Genomic DNA, 16,472 nt, shown 5'->3' with positions numbered 1-16,472 from the left:
GTAGACTTAATGAACGTTGTGCGCCCATTAGCTGCAATCAACCGTTTCATCAGCTATGGTGTTAAAGTATTAATCGAATTCGATCAAGAAAAAGAAAAATTACGTCTTGAAAATAATGAAGACTATGCGTATAAATTCGCTCAAGAAGTACGTCGTATCTTCCCATTCGTACCATACTTACCAGGTAGAGCAGCTGTTGATTTAGAATATGACGGCTACAAAATCCCTGCAGGTATGATGACAGCATTAGATGTTTATGGTACGACACATGATGAAGATTTATGGGAAAACCCAGACCAATTCAATCCTAACCGTTTTGATAACTGGGACGGTAGCCCATTCGACTTAATTCCACAAGGTGGCGGTGACTTCTATACGAACCACAGATGTGCTGGTGAGTGGATCACAGTTATCATTATGGAAGAAACAATGAAATATTTCGCGAATAAGATTGAATTTGATGTACCGTCTCAAGATTTATCAGTTAAGCTTGATAAATTACCAGGTAACGTAACAAGCGGTACAATCATTAGTAATGTACGTCCACGTGTTGCGCGTAAATAATTTCATACTTGAAAATGAGCGTATATAACTTAAAAAAGGCTGAGGCATGGTGAGATGTCTCAGTCTTAATTTATTTTGCTCAAGGATTTGTGGGGCTTCCGGAAAATAAGTACACTTGCTTTATCAACTTTAGTAGAAAAGGTCGTAGCGATATAATTCCCGTTGTTCATTGGGACGACGTTATTTCGAAAGGGCTTTTCAAGTGGGAAAAAAAGTAGTTTGATAGCGACTTAAAGAGATAAGTATTGCAAAGCCTTGGCGCATATTAGCGTTACAATTATCAAGCGCTTTGATATAATAATGACAAAGTTAGGTGAGAGAGGTGGCAATTTGAAGACAGGCCGAATTATTAAATCCATTAGTGGTGTGTACCGTGTCGAATCTGAAGGCGCGCTATATGACACGAAGCCACGTGGGATATTTAGAAAGAAGAAATCTTCACCTATAGTTGGAGATATGGCTGATTTCGAAGAGGAGAACGCGGGTGAAGGGATTATTCATCATATCCATCCTAGGAAGAACGCGTTAAAGCGACCATCAGTTAGTAATATTGATCATCTCGTGATTGTGATGAGTGCTGTGGAACCTGAGTTCTCGACACAACTCCTCGACCGCTTTCTTGTTATCGCGCATTCCTATGGGCTTGACCCTGTGATTCTTGTGACGAAGAAAGATATTGCGTCGGAAGCGGCTATCACTCAAATTACAGATTACTTAAATATATATGAAGCAATAGGGTACCAAACGATGTTCGTGGGAGCACATGATGACATTCAACACGTTTTCGCTTCCTTTGGAAAGGGCCTTGCAGTTCTCAGTGGGCAATCTGGTGTAGGTAAAACGACGTTAATGAATCACTACGCACCAACATTAAACCTTGAAACGAATGAAATTTCTAAGTCTTTAAATCGTGGTCGCCATACAACACGCCACGTGGAGTTATATGAAACGGAAAGTGGTTACGTTGCGGATACACCAGGCTTTAGTGCGTTAGATTTTGATCACATTGAAGCAAAAGCACTGAAGGATTACTTCATTGATTTAAAGGCATCGAGCGCATCGTGTAAGTTTCGTGATTGCTTACATATTAATGAGCCGAAATGTAACGTTAAAGCGGAACTTGAAGCAGGTCATATCGCCCAGTTTCGCTATGATCATTATGTGACGTTGCTCAAGGAATTACAGAATAGAAAGGAAAGATATTAACATGACACAAATTTTGCCATCATTACTTGCATGCGACTTTTTAAATTTGAACCAAGAACTTACACGACTCGAAGAAGCAGGTGTTGATGCGCTTCATTTTGATGTCATGGATGGTCAATTTGTACCTAATATCTCGATTGGCTTACCAATTCTCGAGGCTGTGCGTAAAGGAACGTCTTTACCAATCGACGTTCATTTGATGATCGAACAACCGGAAACTTATATTGAGGCTTTTAAGGAAGCAGGCGCAGATATGATTTCCGTGCATGTTGAGGCTACCAATCATATTCACCGTGCGATTCAGCTCATTCATGATTACGGCATTAAAGCAGGTGTTGTCTTGAATCCCGGTACGCCGATTGAATCGATTAAACACGTTCTAGACGCGGTCGACTATGTGTTAATCATGTCCGTAAATCCTGGCTTTGGTGGCCAAGCGTTTATTCCTTCAATGGTTGGTAAAATTCGAGAATTAAATGATTATAAAACGTTACATCAACTTGACTTTGATATCGAGGTTGATGGCGGCATTAACGATGAAACGGCGAAAGCTTGTATTTCAAATGGTGCGACCATGCTTGTAGCTGGTTCGTATTTCTTTAAACACGCACAATATCGTGAGGCAGTTCAATTACTGAAGGGTGAGTAATATGCATATCAATTTACTTTGTGGATTAAGACATTTACCTAATCACTTCTTTGAAAAGCACAGTCAGGAAACGTTTGCTGGGGTAGATCGTGGTGCGTTTGAATTAACGAAACGTGGTATAGAACCTTTATTTATGATTGGTGACTTCGACTCTGTTACGGATGATGAGCGCCAGGAACTGATTGAAACTTATGGCATTGAACCTTTAAAACCTGAAAAAGATGATACAGATTTAGCGTTAGCTGTAGATGAAGCAGTTAAAAGAGGGTATAAACATATAAATGTGTATGGTGCAACAGGAGGTCGACTTGATCACTTTATGGGTGCCTTACAAATCCTTGAAAAGCCTTATTACATCAATGTAGGTATTCACATCCGTTTAATTGATAGTCAGAATGAGATTCAGCTTATTAATGAAGGAAAACATCAAATTGAGCGTTTAGATGCATATCCGTATGTATCATTTATACCTTTAAGACCAAACGCTGTGATTTCATTAGAAGGTTTTAAGTACGGTTTGAATCACGAAGTACTTGAAGAAGGTTCAACGTTGACGATTTCAAATGAGGTTGAAGATGACGTAGGGTATATCACAGTTGAGCGCGGTATGTTTCTACAAATGCGAAGTTCTGATAAGCCGAGTTAGGCTAAGCGTTTTTAAGAGGCTCGTAATAGAACGTTCGCTTCTAGACTTAAAAAAGGGCATAAAAAAAGGCCTTCCACATAAAGGCCTTTTGAATGTGCATTATATTTATTAAACTCTAGTAACTTTACCAGATTTTAAAGCACGTGCTGAAACCCAAACTTTTTTAGGTTTACCGTCAACTAGGATTCTAACTTTTTGTAAGTTAGCGTTCCATCTACGTTTAGTTGAGTTTAAAGCGTGTGAACGATTATTACCAGTCGAAGCTTTACGACCTGTTACATAACATTGCTTGCCCATAAAAGTACCTCCTTTAATAAATATAAATACACATGACTACTACATACCAAAATAATGTAACACAGTAATGGGTAAAAAGCAATAAAAAATGAAAAAACCTTACTTTTTGAAATCGCTTTTATAGTGAATTTCTGATATAATTTTAAGTTGTGAGAATAATTAATATTTCATAAGAACTATAATATTATTGTGGAATATCATTTGATTTTAGATACGTATTTATGTTACATCATTAAATAAGCTGATTAGGAGGCTTAAAATATGACTTTAGAAATTACAAATGAATTTGGCAGTATTGATATCTCTAATGAAGTTATCGCGTCACTAGTCGGTGGTACTGCTGTTGAAAGTTACGGCATAGTAGGTATGGCCTCAAGACATCAAGTAAGAGACGGACTCCAAGAAATTTTAGGTCAGGAAAATTATTCTAAAGGTATCGTTATTAAAGAAAAAGATGGCGTATTAGATGTTGATATGTATATTATCGTAAGTTATGGCGTGAAAATTTCAGAAGTAGCGAACAATGTGCAATCAACTGTTAAGTATATTTTGGAAAAGACATTGAAATTAAAAGTGAACAACGTAAATATTTTCGTTAAAGGTGTTCACATCAACAATGATGGGAATGAAATGTAGGAGGACATTGTAATGGTTAGCAAAATTGATGGTAAATTGTTTGCCGAAATGATTACCCAAGGTGCACAAAATTTATCAAATAATGCAGATATGGTAGATGCATTAAATGTATATCCAGTGCCTGACGGTGATACGGGTACAAATATGAATTTATCGATGACTTCAGGTCGTGATGAAGTTCAAGAAAACCCAGCAACTCATATTGGCCAATTAGGAAAGACTTTTTCTAAAGGGTTATTAATGGGTGCAAGAGGAAACTCAGGTGTTATATTATCACAATTATTTAGAGGCTTTTCAAAGCAGCTTGAGCAACACCAAGATATTGATGCGAAACAATTCGCTAAATGTTTTGAAGCGGGTGTTAAAACTGCGTACAAAGCTGTTATGAAACCTGTAGAAGGTACAATCTTAACTGTTGCGAAATGTGCCAGTGAAGCTGCCGTTAAAGCGAGTGAAGAATCAGATGATTGTTTATATGTTATGGAAAAAGTCATCGCAGAAGCTGAACGTGCGTTAGAAAATACACCGAACCAACTACCTGTTTTAAAAGAAGTAGGCGTTGTCGATAGTGGTGGTAAAGGTTTAACGCTTGTATACGAAGGTTTCTTGAAAGCAATGAAAGGTGAAACGATCGAAGCGAAAGCAACGAAAGTTGATACTGAGAAATTTATTAATGATGAACATGATTTCCATGGTGTGATTAATACTGAAGATATCGAATTTGGTTACTGTACTGAAATGATGGTTCGCTTTGAAAAGGGTAAAAAGCCTTTCGATGAAGATGCTTTCCGTGAAGATATGGCACAATTCGGTGATTCATTACTTGTCATTAATGATGATGAAATCGTTAAAGTTCATGTACATTCAGAACATCCTGGCCAAGTATTTAACTTTGGTCAAGAATACGGTGAGCTTATTAAAGTTAAAGCTGAAAATATGCGTGAACAACACCGTGAAGTTCTACGTAAAGAACAAAATATACCTCAAGCTGAAGACAATCAAGAGGTAGAAACGGCGATTATTACCATTTCAATGGGTGAAGGTATTACGAAGCTTTTCAAATCAATGGGCGTGACACATGTTATTAATGGTGGTCAAACGATGAACCCTTCTACTGAAGACATCGTTAAAGTCATTGAAGAAGCGAAATGTAAGCATGCGATTATCTTACCAAACAATAAAAATATTATGATGTCGAGTGAACAAGCTACACAAGTCGTTGATGCTGAAGCGGTAGTTGTGCCATCTCGTTCAATCCCTCAAGGTATTACAGCAATGTTCTCTTATGATCCAAGTATGGATATTAGTGAGAACAAAGAAACGATGACTGAAGCGTTATCAACTGTAACGTCAGCTTCAATTACAACCGCTGTAAGAGATACTAAAATCGATGGCGTTGAAGTGAATGAAAATGACTACATCGGTTTAGTAGAAGATAAAATCGTGACAAGTGATCAAGATTTACAACAAGCTTTAAAAGCGTTAGTTGATCATATTGTGACTGAAGATAGCGAAATTTTAACTTTATTTACGGGCCAAGAAAGTAAATCTGAGACGACAGATTGGCTTGTTGAGTATGTAGAATCAACTTATGAGGACGTAGAAGTCGAAGTACATAATGGTGATCAACCTATTTACGATTATTTATTCGCAGTAGAATAAGGTGATTTTTACAGAAGAGAAGCTTGTTGCGATAAGTGAATATAGATGCGTCAAGTAAATATGTGATGAATACGAAGAGGTATGCGGTATCTTAGCACGACTAAGGTACTACATACCTCTTTTTGTATCTAGAATTATATAGAGATAGGGACTTACAAAGTAGCATAGCTACTTTGTACCTTAGTGTATGCCAGGGTCCCGCCCTCTGAGTCAGCTGTTTAGAAATTGTATGACATAAGTCTATAATCTTTTTAAGTGTTACCTATATAAAGTTATCTAGGTTTATATTATTTTGAACATCATAGATATGATTAAGTTGAGTTTTATACTAATAATTATTGTTTTGCTTTTCAGGTGTAAACGCTTAGAGATATAAAGTCTTTTCACATGAATTTGCTTTGAGTGGGAATAGCATATATACACCATTTTTGTACTAACTTTACTTTTTGCAAAGTATCAATAATCAAACTTTTTAGACAATTTAAGTTTATAGTTCTCTTAGATATTGATATAATAAATTAAATTAAGTGCTAAAGGATTCGTTATTTAAGGGGGAGCATTTATGAAATTCAAAAGTGTCTTTGACATTATCGGTCCTACAATGGTTGGACCGTCGTCATCACATACTGCAGGTGCTGTACGTATTGGACTTGTAGCTCGTGATTTATTTGGTAAGATGCCAGAGCAAGTCGATATTTATTTATATGGGTCTTTTATGGAAACATACAAAGGTCATGGTACGGATGTTGCTTTAATAGGGGGATTACTAGGCTTTGACACCGACGATGACCGCATTGAACATTGTTTTGAAATCGCGCAAGAAAAAGGTATGAAATATACATTCATTGAAATGTCAGAAGAACGTGATCACCCGAATACAGCGGTTATTAATATGCGCGATGGTGAGAAGGAAATTTCAGTTGAGGGTGTTTCAATTGGTGGCGGTAAGATTGAAATTGTCGCTATCAATGGCTTCAAACTCAATATTAGTGGTAACTATCCGACATTACTTGTATTTCACCAAGATACATTTGGCACAATTGGCCGTGTAGCGAACATCATTGGTAATCATGAAATAAATGTTGGAAGTATGCAAGTTGCACGTAAGGATAAAGGAGACCAAGCGTTAATGACGTGTGAACTTGATGAGGATATCAGCGCGGACATTATTGAAGAAATCAAAGCCGTAAACGGCGTTGTTACGGTATCACTAATGGGCGAATAAGCATTTATGAGGGGGATTGTATGTTTAAAAGTGTTAGAGAACTCATTGCGAAATGTAATGATGAAGATAAAAAGATTTACGAAGTAATGTTAGAACAAGAGATGGAAGTCACAGGACTTTCACTCGATGACATTTATAGTCAAATGTCACATAACCTTAAGACGATGGAGAAGGCGGTTGCCGATGGTATTGAAGGTGTAACATCTAAGACAGGTTTAACTGGCGGTGATGCGGTACTGCTTCAGAAATATTTAGATGAAGGTAAATCGTTATCTGGCGATTTAATGCTAGATGCGATTAGTAAGGCAATGGCGACGAACGAAGTTAACGCAGCAATGGGTAAAATTTGTGCTACACCAACGGCAGGATCAGCAGGCGTTGTGCCAGGTGTGTTATTTTCAATTAAGCATAAGCTCGATTTAAATGATAAGGACATGCTACACTTTTTACTTACGTCAGGTGCGTTCGGCTTCGTAGTAGCGAACAATGCATCGATATCAGGTGCAGCAGGTGGTTGTCAGGCTGAAGTAGGTTCGGCAGCTGCGATGGCTGCGGCGGCAACGGTTGAAGCAGCAGGAGGTACGCCTGAACAATCGGCTCAAGCCTTTGCAATTTGTTTAAAGAATATGCTAGGTTTAGTATGTGATCCAGTAGCTGGCTTAGTTGAGGTGCCTTGTGTGAAAAGAAATGCAGCAGGGGCTTCGAACGCAATTGTTTCTGCAGATATGGCACTTGCAGGTGTCACATCAAGAATTCCAACTGATGAAGTTATTGACGCGATGTACAAAATCGGTCAAACGATGCCATCTGCTCTCCGTGAAACAGGTCGCGGCGGCTTAGCTGGTACGAAGACAGGACAACGATTAAAACAAGAAATATTTGGTGATTAATTATGGCAAAAGTCAATCTTATAGATAATACATTTTCATTAGAAGAAGTTAAAGGAATAGGTGCTAAACGACTACAAGTATTAAGTGAACTCAATATTCACTCAGTTCAAGATTTAGTCCTACACCTTCCTACACGTTATGAAGATAATACTGTGATTGACTTAAATTTAGCCAATGATCAAGATACAGTAACAGTAAGAGGGGAAGTTTATGCGACTCCTACTGTTGCTTTTTTTGGTAGAAATAAATCTAAGCTTACCGTTCATGTGATGATTGATAATATCGCAGTTAAATGTGTCTACTTTAACCAACCTTATTTGAAAAAGAAGATCAACCTTCATGATGTCGTGACTATCAAGGGTAAATGGCAACGTCATAAGCAAGAAATAACAGGTACTAAGATGTTCTTTGACGCGCAAGATGGTGAAACGTTAACGCCGATATATCGTATCAAAGAAGGCATTAAGCAGAAGAATATGCGCGATATGATTCGAAATGTCATAAATAACGTGACAATTCATGAATGGTTACCCGAGAACCTCCGTGAAAAGTACAAACTTGAAACTTTGAGCGATAGTTTATATCAACTTCATTATGCGACAGATAAAAAGTCAGTTTTAAAGGCTAGACGTACATATGCATTTACAGAATTATTTATGTTTGAGCTTCGCATGCAATGGTTGAACCGTTTGGAAAAGGAAAGTGAAGAAGCGGTTGAAGTTCAATATGACTTAGCTGAAGTAAAAGCGTTTATCGAAAGTTTGCCTTTTGAATTAACTGATGGTCAAAAAATTAGCGTGAATGAAATTTTCCGTGATTTAAAAGCGCCAATCCGTATGCACCGTCTCTTACAAGGGGATGTCGGTTCTGGTAAGACGGTAGTTGCAGCGATATGTATGTATGCGCTTAAAACTGCAGGGTATCAATCGGCTTTAATGGTGCCGACTGAAATACTTGCTGAACAACATGCAGAAAGTTTACATGACCTATTTCAAGGTAAGATGAACATCGGTTTGTTAACGGGTTCTGTTAAAGGTAAAAAGCGTGAAATGTTATTAGAGCAATTAGAAAATGGTACGATTGATTGCTTAGTAGGTACGCATGCGCTTATACAAGATGATGTTATCTTTAAAGATGTAGGTCTTGTGATTACGGATGAGCAACATCGTTTCGGCGTAACACAACGTCAAAAACTTCGTGAAAAGGGTGCCCTATCGAATGTGCTTTTCATGACGGCAACGCCAATTCCAAGAACACTCGCAATTTCGGTGTTTGGTGAGATGGATGTGTCGTCGATAAAAAGTATGCCAAAGGGGCGTAAACCGATTATCACGACTTGGGAGAAGCATGAGGCCTTTGAGCAGGTGCTTCAGGATTTAAGGCAGGAGCTCGATAAAGGGCGTCAGGCTTATGTGATTTGCCCATTGATTGAGAGTTCTGAGCATTTGGATGAGGTTCAAAATGCCGTTGATTTATATGAGCAGTTGGATCAATATTACGCGAATTATAATGTCGGGTTGCTGCATGGTAAGTTGACTGCTGATGAAAAGGACCAGATGATGTATGATTTCAGTAATCATGATATCGATATCCTTGTGTCAACTACGGTTGTAGAAGTCGGCGTCAATGTGCCGAATGCGACGTTCATGATTATTTACGACGCTGATCGTTTTGGTTTATCTACGTTACATCAGCTTCGTGGACGTGTCGGACGTAGCGACCACCAAAGTTATTGCGTGCTCCTTGCGTCGCCTAAAACCGAAACGGGTATCGAGCGCATGGAAATTATGACACAAACTACTGACGGCTTCGAACTGAGCGAGCGTGACTTAGAAATGCGCGGTCCTGGTGACTTCTTCGGAGTTAAACAAAGCGGTCTGCCCGATTTCTTAGTGGCAAACATCGTTGAAGACTATCGCATGCTAGAAGTAGCGCGAGACGAGGCAAGCGAGCTTATTCACTCAGGACGTTTCTTCGAGCCTGAGTTCGAAGTCCTCCGTAATTTCATAGAAGAACATTTGCTTAATAAAAGCTTTGATTAAGAGAAGTTGGCGACGGTTACCGGTGCCAACTTTTTCCTTTTTTGAAAAGGACATTAGAGCAGTAATGGTTGATGGAGAGGTGACGAGAGCCGTTTTGTGATAGAAAATAAAAATAATCGGAAATTTTCGATCCCGAAAATTTTCCTTATTACAAAGATTTTAGAAACAATGTAACAAGGAAGCCATATTACAAAGACTGAAGCAAACTATGTAACAAGGGCGCCATGTTACAAAGACTGAAGTGAACAATGTAATAAGGAAGCTATGTTACAAAGACTGAAGTGAACAATGTAACAAGGGCGCCATGTTACAAAGACAGAAGTAAACAATGTAACAAGGTCGCCATGTTACAAAGATTGAAGTAAACAATGTAACAAGGAAGCCATATTACAAAGACAGAAGTAAACAATGTAACAAGAGGCGATTCCCGTTATGCGAAAGTAAAATAAAACAATCGCATAAGGGCGCCGTTACACGAAAGAAAAATAAAACAATCGCATAAGGTCGCCGTTACGCGAAAGAAAAATAAAACAATCGCATAAGGTCGCCGTTACGCGAAAGAAAATAAAAACAATCGCATAACGGCTAAATATCTATATTTAAGTTTTAAAAGTCCTTTTCACAAAGAAAGGGGCAACAAATCTAAATCAAATAAGTAATCAAAATAGGTATTTGATTACATACGCTGATAATCAATATCGACTGTAATCGCAATTGACCCACTACAAATAACTCTCACACCTTAAACAATTTTCGAAAGTATAAAGAAAGTTTTTGAACTGCCGTATTTCTTTAGAGTTTCAACGAAGCTTTCGACTTCTTTCATATTTCTGAAGATAGCTTTAAATAAGTAGCAGCTTGGACCAGACACTCGATAACAAAATTTTACATTTTCTTGTGATTGAATAAAGTCGTTGAAGTACGAGGACTTTGCAGGCGAAGTCGTGATATCAACTAATATTTCGATTTCATAGCCCAAAGTAGCATAGTCAATGTCAATCGTGTACTTTTGAATCATGCCTAAATCGAGCATTTTATTGATTCTATCGCGAACAGACGGTGTTGATAAATTAACCTCATTGCTTATTTGACGTAGTGAAGTTCGACTATCATGATGCAGTATTTTTAAGATTTTCTCATTTGTATGGTCCATATTCATATCTCCTAACAATTCATAAGTTATTGAGTTCAATAACTAACAAAACTTATGTTTCATTAAATTCCTATTTCTTATTATATAGGTAGTCTTTTAGAAAAAGGAGTTTTAATGATGAAAGAATTTTATGTCGTGATCTTTATTATTTTAACTGTGTTAGCAGCTCTATTACTACTTTTAAATCAAGTCTTGAATCAACCGCTTATATTCATTATCGCAATTACGATTTTTATTATTGCAGTCGTATCTCAATTCGTCTATCTAATTAAAACTTACGATTCCAAGTAAGTGTGTTGCACCGGTAGAAACATACGATTTCAAATAAGCGCATTCTACCGTTACAATGAATATATAATAATTTTATAATAACCATTTTAAAAATATAAAAGGTGGACATTAAATGATGACTACATTAGATAAATTGTTTAAAGCGCTTGAAGATCGTGAACACATGATGATTGATATACGCAGACACCTGCATGAACATCCTGAATTGTCTTTTGAAGAGGAGGAAACGGGCGCGTATATAAAGGACTTTTACAAGGGGAAAGATGTGACAATGACACACCCTGTTGAAGGGCAACACGCCTTAATTGTCGATATCGAAGGCGGCAAACCAGGTAAAACGATCGCCTTACGTGCTGACTTCGACGCACTACCGATTCAAGAGGAAACGGATTTACCGTTTAAATCTAAGAACGACGGCGTTATGCATGCTTGCGGACATGACGTGCATACGGCTAACCTGATGGCGCTCGCGGATGCCTTAATCGAAATCAAGGATGAGCTACCTGGTACGATTCGCATCGTGCACCAACATGCTGAAGAAGTTGTTCCAGGCGGCGCTAAAAGTGTGATGGCGTCTAAGGCGCTTGATAACGTTGATGAAATTTATGGTATCCACGTAGCACCTAATGCGCCACCAGGAGTTGTCGCTTATACGAAAGGCTATGCGTTTGCAGGTTCCTCGGTCTTCACGTTAAAACTTCAAGGCCGTGGCGGACACGCAGCAACACCACACCGCGCCAACGATGCCTTAATCGCAGGAACGAAATTCGTCGACCGTGCGCAAACGATTGTGTCACGACACATTGACCCGAAAGCGTCAGGCGTTGTAACAATCGGTTCATTCCACGCTCCAGGCGGTTTTAACGCAATTCAGAACGAGGTGACAATCAAAGGGACAATTCGATATCTCAAAGACGAGCTTGGGCAATCCATGTACGAACAACTTCAACAAATCGTTAAAGGTATTGAAGATAGCTACGGCGTAGAAGCTAAACTCGACTTTCAATTCGGTTATCCGGTGCTCTACAACCATCCCGATGAAACAGAAAGCGTCGTTTAAACGCTTAAGCAAAGCCAAGGCAACTACATCAAGCAAGTATTCGAAGTTCCGCCATTAATGGGCGCTGAAGATTTCGCTTATTACGTGAAAGACATTCCTGGCACATTCTTTATCGTCGGCTGCATGCCAGAAGGCGTCACAGATCCGTACGGCAATCACCATCCTAAGTTCGAAGTCAACGAAGCTTGTATGCTTGTTGCATCTAAATCATTAGGCGAAATCGCCCTCAACCGACTCACTCAAACTTAATACCTTCCTATCTCACGAGATTAAGAGATGTTCGCATCTTTTAATCTCTTTTCCTTATGTAAAGCCCTCTAAGATCAACCACGCATTAACTATTTCCAAGCCATCGTCAACAATGGAGCAGTAAATAAATGAAAATTGTTGAGTACATGTTTTAGATAATGTTATGATATGTAAGGAAGTCATTAAGACTTGGTACTAAAAGTGACAGAGGATATACTTATGGCTAAACTATCTAAAGACGAAAGGCGTCAAAAAATTATTGAAATCATAGAAGATAATCCCTTTATAACAGATATAGAACTATGTGAATTATTTTCTGTAAGTATTCAAACCATTAGACTTGATCGTAATCAACTTCAAATTCCTGAAGTTCGTAAACGCGTATCTCTCGTTGCAAAAGATAGTTACGACGAAATTCGATCAATTGAAGCACACGATATTATTGGTGACGTATTCAAAGTAGAACCCAATCACCAAGCAGAATCTAGGATGACCATCAAAGCACAACACGTCTTTGAACGTAATCAAATCTCACGAGGTCACGTTATTTTTGCACAAGCAAATTCATTGTGTGTAGCTTTAATACATAAAGATTCGGTATTAACGCATGAAAGTAAAGTAACCTTTCATAAACCGGTCTACTTGAACGAAAGCGTTCATGCTATAGCAAAAGTAAACCGAGTCACACCTAAGTATTTTGAAATATCCGTAAACTCCTATGTGAAAGATAAGCATGTATTCAGCGGAGAATTTAAGATGTATTACATAAGTGAGGATGAATAAAATGGTAACAATTGCAGTAGATATGATGGGTGGCGACAATGCACCAGATGTAGTTATAGATGGTGTTAAACAAGCTGTCAATGAATTCAAAGATATTCACATCATTCTGTTTGGTGATGAACATAGATATAACTTCAAACATGAACGTGTTACATTTAGACATTGCACTGAGCGCATTACAATGGAAGATGAGCCCGTTCGCGCTATAAAGAAGAAAAAAGATAGCTCAATGGTACGTATGGCAGACGCGGTTAGAAGCGGTGAAGCAGATGCTTGTATTTCAGCAGGGAATACGGGCGCGTTAATGTCTGCAGGCTTATTTATTGTAGGTCGTATCAAAGGTATTTCACGACCAGCGCTTGTTGTTACGCTACCTTCAGTTAGCGGAAAAGGCTTTGTATTTCTAGACGTTGGTGCCAATGCTGACACGAAACCGGAGCATTTATTACAGTATGCACAACTTGGAAATATTTATGCCCAAAAAATTCGAAATATTAAACAACCTGATGTAGCATTATTAAATATAGGGACAGAACCTAAGAAAGGTAACGCCCTTACACGAGAAGCCTATAATTTAATGAATCAACAAAATGATTTCAAATTCTATGGCAATATCGAAGCGAAAGAACTTATGGAAGATGAAGCAGATGTGATTGTAACTGACGGTTATACAGGGAACATGATTCTTAAAAATCTTGAAGGTTCGTCAAAATCAGTCGGTAAAATCATCAAGCAATCACTTTTAAAAAGTGTCAAAAACAAGCTTGCTGCTTTAGTGCTTAAAAAAGATATTTCTAACATTGGTAAACAACTTGATTATACTGAATATGGTGGTTCAGTATTATTAGGTTTAAATGGTATTGTCGTTAAAGCACACGGAAGTTCGAACGCTAAAGCTATTTTCTCAGCAATTAGACAAGCTAAAGTTGCATCAGAACAAGAAATTGTTAAAACAATGAAAGAAACGGTGGGAGCATAATATGGGTAAAACAGCTATCGTTTTTCCAGGCCAAGGTGCACAAAAGGTTGGCATGGCAGAAGATTTATATAACAAAAATGAAGCAGCAACAGAAATCTTAAATATCGCGCAAGATAGTATGGATTTTGATTTACTTGAAACAATGTTTACAGACAGTGATGAAAAGCTCGGTGAGACAGAAAACACGCAACCTGCTTTACTGACACACAGCATTGCTTTATATCGTGCTTTAGAAAACCTTGATGCTGACTATACAATGGGTCATAGCTTAGGCGAGTACTCAAGTTTAGTCGCTAGTGGCGTACTTAAGTTCGAAGATGCTGTCCGTATCGTGCGTAAACGTGGTGAACTGATGGCTAAGGCTTTTCCTACAGGGGTAGGTAGCATGGCTGCAGTACTTGGTTTATCTGTTGAAAAGGTAACTGAAATCTGTCACCAACTTTCAAACGACGACGTTAAAGTGGAACCAGCTAACATTAATGCACCTGGTCAAGTCGTTGTGTCAGGTCATAAAGAAGCTATCGATACACTTGTTCAAAAAGGTAAAGAACTTGGTGCGAAACGCGTTATGCCATTAAAAGTTTCTGGACCTTTTCATTCTTCAATGATGCAAGTTATTGAAGATGACTTTAAAGCTTTCATCCAAATCTTTGATTGGAACGACGCAAATATGCCAGTTGTTCAAAACGTCAATGCACAAGGTGAACAAGAAGCTTCTATAATTGAAGCTAATATGGTAGAACAACTTTACTCTCCTGTTCAGTTTATTAAATCAACTGAATGGTTAATCGACCAAGGTGTCGATCACTTTATTGAAATTGGTCCAGGTAAAGTATTATCTGGTTTAATTAAAAAAATCAATCGTGATGTTAAATTAACATCAATTCAAACGCTAGAAGATGTAAAGGAGTGGAATGAAAATGAGTAAAACAGCATTAGTTACAGGTGCTTCAAGAGGTATCGGTCGCAGTATCGCATTACAATTAGCTGAAGAAGGTTACAATGTTGTAGTTAACTACGCAGGTAACAAAGAGAAAGCAGACGCTGTTGTTGAAGAAATTAAACAAAAAGGTGTCGACAGCTTCGCAATTCAAGCTAACGTTGCAGTTGGCGACGAAGTTAAAGCAATGATTAAAGAGGTTGTATCTGAATTTGGTTCTGTAGACGTATTAGTAAACAACGCAGGTATTACTAGAGACAACTTATTAATGCGTATGAAAGAACACGAATGGGATGACGTTGTAAACACTAACTTAAAAGGTGTCTTCAATTGCATTCAAAAGGTTACACCTCAAATGTTAAAGCAACGTAGCGGTAGCATTATTAACCTTTCAAGCGTTGTTGGCGCAGTTGGTAATCCTGGTCAAATTAACTACGTTGCGACTAAATCAGGCGTATTAGGTATGACTAAGACGGCTGCGAGAGAATTAGCTTCAAGAGGTATTACTGTAAATGCTGTAGCACCAGGTTTCATCGTTTCTGATATGACAGACGCGTTAAGCGACGACGTTAAAGAGAAGATGAAAGCTCAAATTCCATTAGCGCGTTTCGGTGAAGATACAGATATCGCAAACACAGTTGCTTTCTTAGCTTCTGATAAAGCGAATTACATCACTGGTCAAACAATCCACGTAAACGGCGGCATGCACATGGAATAAGCGCCTTTAACATATGAAGCAGGTTCTACGCCTTAATCTTTGATTTATGATAGGGCGCACCCTCCTTCTTGAAAAGGCCTTTTCAAAAGAGAAATCAATTTAAGTCTTGTTTGAAAACTTGTATTTATTCCAATTAAATGGCAAAATATAAAAGTCCGCATATTTACGCATTAAAAGGAGGTGAACCAACATGGAAAACTTCGATAAAGTAAAAGAAATCATCGTTGATCGCTTAGGTGTTGATGCAGACAAAGTTACTGAAGATGCATCATTCAAAGACGACTTAGGTGCTGATTCACTTGATATTGCTGAATTAGTTATGGAATTAGAAGACGAATTTGGTACTGAAATTCCTGACGAAGAAGCAGAAAAAATTAACACAGTAGGCGATGCTGTTAAATACATCAACAGCCTTGAAAAATAATTTGTTATTTATCTGAGTCGGGTAGCTACCAGGCTCAGATTTTTCTTTAGTTTTCGTG

The 16,472-nt window shown here is 38.2% G+C and carries 19 protein-coding genes; 17 read left to right on the top strand and 2 right to left on the bottom strand.

All coding sequences use genetic code 11. The features are described from left to right. The 4 genes from A33S_RS0103760 to A33S_RS0103745 form a co-directional block, all read left to right on the top strand. Nucleotides 1-564 (top strand): cytochrome P450 (locus A33S_RS0103760; protein WP_017176574.1); only part of this gene is annotated, 564 nt, incomplete at its 5' end. A gap of 330 nt (nt 565-894) precedes the next feature. Then, a complete protein-coding gene (rsgA, locus tag A33S_RS0103755; protein WP_017176573.1) occupies nt 895-1,770 on the top strand; it encodes a ribosome small subunit-dependent GTPase A in 876 nt (291 codons plus the stop codon). A 1-nt stretch (nt 1,771) separates the two neighbouring features. Next, on the top strand, nt 1,772-2,419 hold the full coding sequence (gene rpe / locus A33S_RS0103750; protein WP_009381669.1) for a ribulose-phosphate 3-epimerase: 648 nt from the start codon (nt 1,772-1,774) through the stop codon (nt 2,417-2,419). A 1-nt stretch (nt 2,420) separates the two neighbouring features. Continuing rightward, the gene (locus A33S_RS0103745) at nt 2,421-3,065 is read left to right on the top strand and encodes a thiamine diphosphokinase (RefSeq protein ID WP_009381670.1); all 645 of its coding nucleotides are present in this window, start codon (nt 2,421-2,423) and stop codon (nt 3,063-3,065) included. Between the two features lie 108 nt (nt 3,066-3,173). Here the strand turns inward: A33S_RS0103745 and rpmB are convergent, their stop codons facing one another. Continuing rightward, nucleotides 3,174-3,362, bottom strand: coding sequence for a 50S ribosomal protein L28 (gene rpmB / locus A33S_RS0103740; protein ID WP_002510948.1), 189 nt, complete (start codon nt 3,360-3,362; stop codon nt 3,174-3,176). A gap of 261 nt (nt 3,363-3,623) precedes the next feature. On the opposite strand from rpmB, the gene A33S_RS0103735 reads away from it, so the two are divergent. From A33S_RS0103735 to recG, 5 genes are all read left to right on the top strand, one after another. Then, complete coding sequence (locus A33S_RS0103735; RefSeq protein ID WP_009381673.1) at nt 3,624-3,998, top strand: Asp23/Gls24 family envelope stress response protein; 375 nt, start codon at nt 3,624-3,626, stop codon at nt 3,996-3,998. 12 nt (nt 3,999-4,010) lie between these two features. After that, nucleotides 4,011-5,660 (top strand): fatty acid kinase catalytic subunit FakA, encoded by a 1,650-nt coding sequence (fakA, locus tag A33S_RS0103730; protein WP_009381674.1) that lies wholly within the window; start codon nt 4,011-4,013, stop codon nt 5,658-5,660. 562 nt (nt 5,661-6,222) lie between these two features. After that, complete coding sequence (gene sdaAB, locus A33S_RS0103725; protein ID WP_009381675.1) at nt 6,223-6,885, top strand: L-serine ammonia-lyase, iron-sulfur-dependent subunit beta; 663 nt, start codon at nt 6,223-6,225, stop codon at nt 6,883-6,885. Nucleotides 6,886-6,905: 20 nt separating this feature from the next. Next, nucleotides 6,906-7,775 (top strand): L-serine ammonia-lyase, iron-sulfur-dependent, subunit alpha, encoded by an 870-nt coding sequence (gene sdaAA, locus A33S_RS0103720; RefSeq protein WP_009381677.1) that lies wholly within the window; start codon nt 6,906-6,908, stop codon nt 7,773-7,775. A gap of 2 nt (nt 7,776-7,777) precedes the next feature. Next, on the top strand, nt 7,778-9,817 hold the full coding sequence (recG, locus tag A33S_RS0103715; protein WP_009381679.1) for an ATP-dependent DNA helicase RecG: 2,040 nt from the start codon (nt 7,778-7,780) through the stop codon (nt 9,815-9,817). Nucleotides 9,818-10,559: 742 nt separating this feature from the next. Here recG and A33S_RS0103710 read toward each other — a convergent pair. Beyond that, nucleotides 10,560-10,970: an Lrp/AsnC family transcriptional regulator gene (locus A33S_RS0103710; protein ID WP_009381681.1), complete on the bottom strand. Its 411-nt coding sequence runs from the start codon at nt 10,968-10,970 to the stop codon at nt 10,560-10,562. 117 nt (nt 10,971-11,087) lie between these two features. Between A33S_RS0103710 and A33S_RS12180 the strand changes: the two genes are divergently transcribed. The 8 genes from A33S_RS12180 (at nt 11,088) to A33S_RS0103670 (ending at nt 16,414) form a co-directional block, all read left to right on the top strand. Beyond that, nucleotides 11,088-11,261: a hypothetical protein gene (locus tag A33S_RS12180; RefSeq protein WP_017176572.1), complete on the top strand. Its 174-nt coding sequence runs from the start codon at nt 11,088-11,090 to the stop codon at nt 11,259-11,261. A gap of 112 nt (nt 11,262-11,373) precedes the next feature. Beyond that, a complete protein-coding gene (locus A33S_RS0103700) occupies nt 11,374-12,321 on the top strand; it encodes an amidohydrolase (RefSeq protein WP_009381682.1) in 948 nt (315 codons plus the stop codon). Between the two features lie 57 nt (nt 12,322-12,378). After that, nucleotides 12,379-12,570, top strand: coding sequence for a hypothetical protein (locus A33S_RS12600; protein WP_017176571.1), 192 nt, complete (start codon nt 12,379-12,381; stop codon nt 12,568-12,570). 219 nt (nt 12,571-12,789) lie between these two features. Beyond that, nucleotides 12,790-13,353, top strand: coding sequence for a transcription factor FapR (fapR, locus tag A33S_RS0103690; RefSeq protein WP_009381684.1), 564 nt, complete (start codon nt 12,790-12,792; stop codon nt 13,351-13,353). 1 nt (nt 13,354) lies between these two features. Next, the gene (gene plsX / locus A33S_RS0103685) at nt 13,355-14,332 is read left to right on the top strand and encodes a phosphate acyltransferase PlsX (protein WP_009381685.1); all 978 of its coding nucleotides are present in this window, start codon (nt 13,355-13,357) and stop codon (nt 14,330-14,332) included. Nucleotide 14,333: 1 nt separating this feature from the next. Beyond that, a complete protein-coding gene (fabD, locus tag A33S_RS0103680) occupies nt 14,334-15,260 on the top strand; it encodes an ACP S-malonyltransferase (protein ID WP_009381686.1) in 927 nt (308 codons plus the stop codon). Continuing rightward, a complete protein-coding gene (gene fabG / locus A33S_RS0103675; RefSeq protein ID WP_017176570.1) occupies nt 15,253-15,990 on the top strand; it encodes a 3-oxoacyl-[acyl-carrier-protein] reductase in 738 nt (245 codons plus the stop codon). The genes fabD and fabG overlap by 8 nt, the downstream gene beginning before the upstream one ends. Nucleotides 15,991-16,180: 190 nt before the next feature. Then, entirely contained in the window at nt 16,181-16,414 is a 234-nt protein-coding gene (locus A33S_RS0103670) for an acyl carrier protein (protein ID WP_009381688.1), read from the top strand. Nucleotides 16,415-16,472: the final 58 nt, after the last annotated feature.

Origin of the sequence: Staphylococcus massiliensis CCUG 55927, from assembly GCF_000298075.1 — a bacterium.
GTDB lineage: Bacteria > Bacillota > Bacilli > Staphylococcales > Staphylococcaceae > Staphylococcus > Staphylococcus massiliensis.
This window is presented reverse-complemented; position numbering and strand designations above follow the sequence as displayed.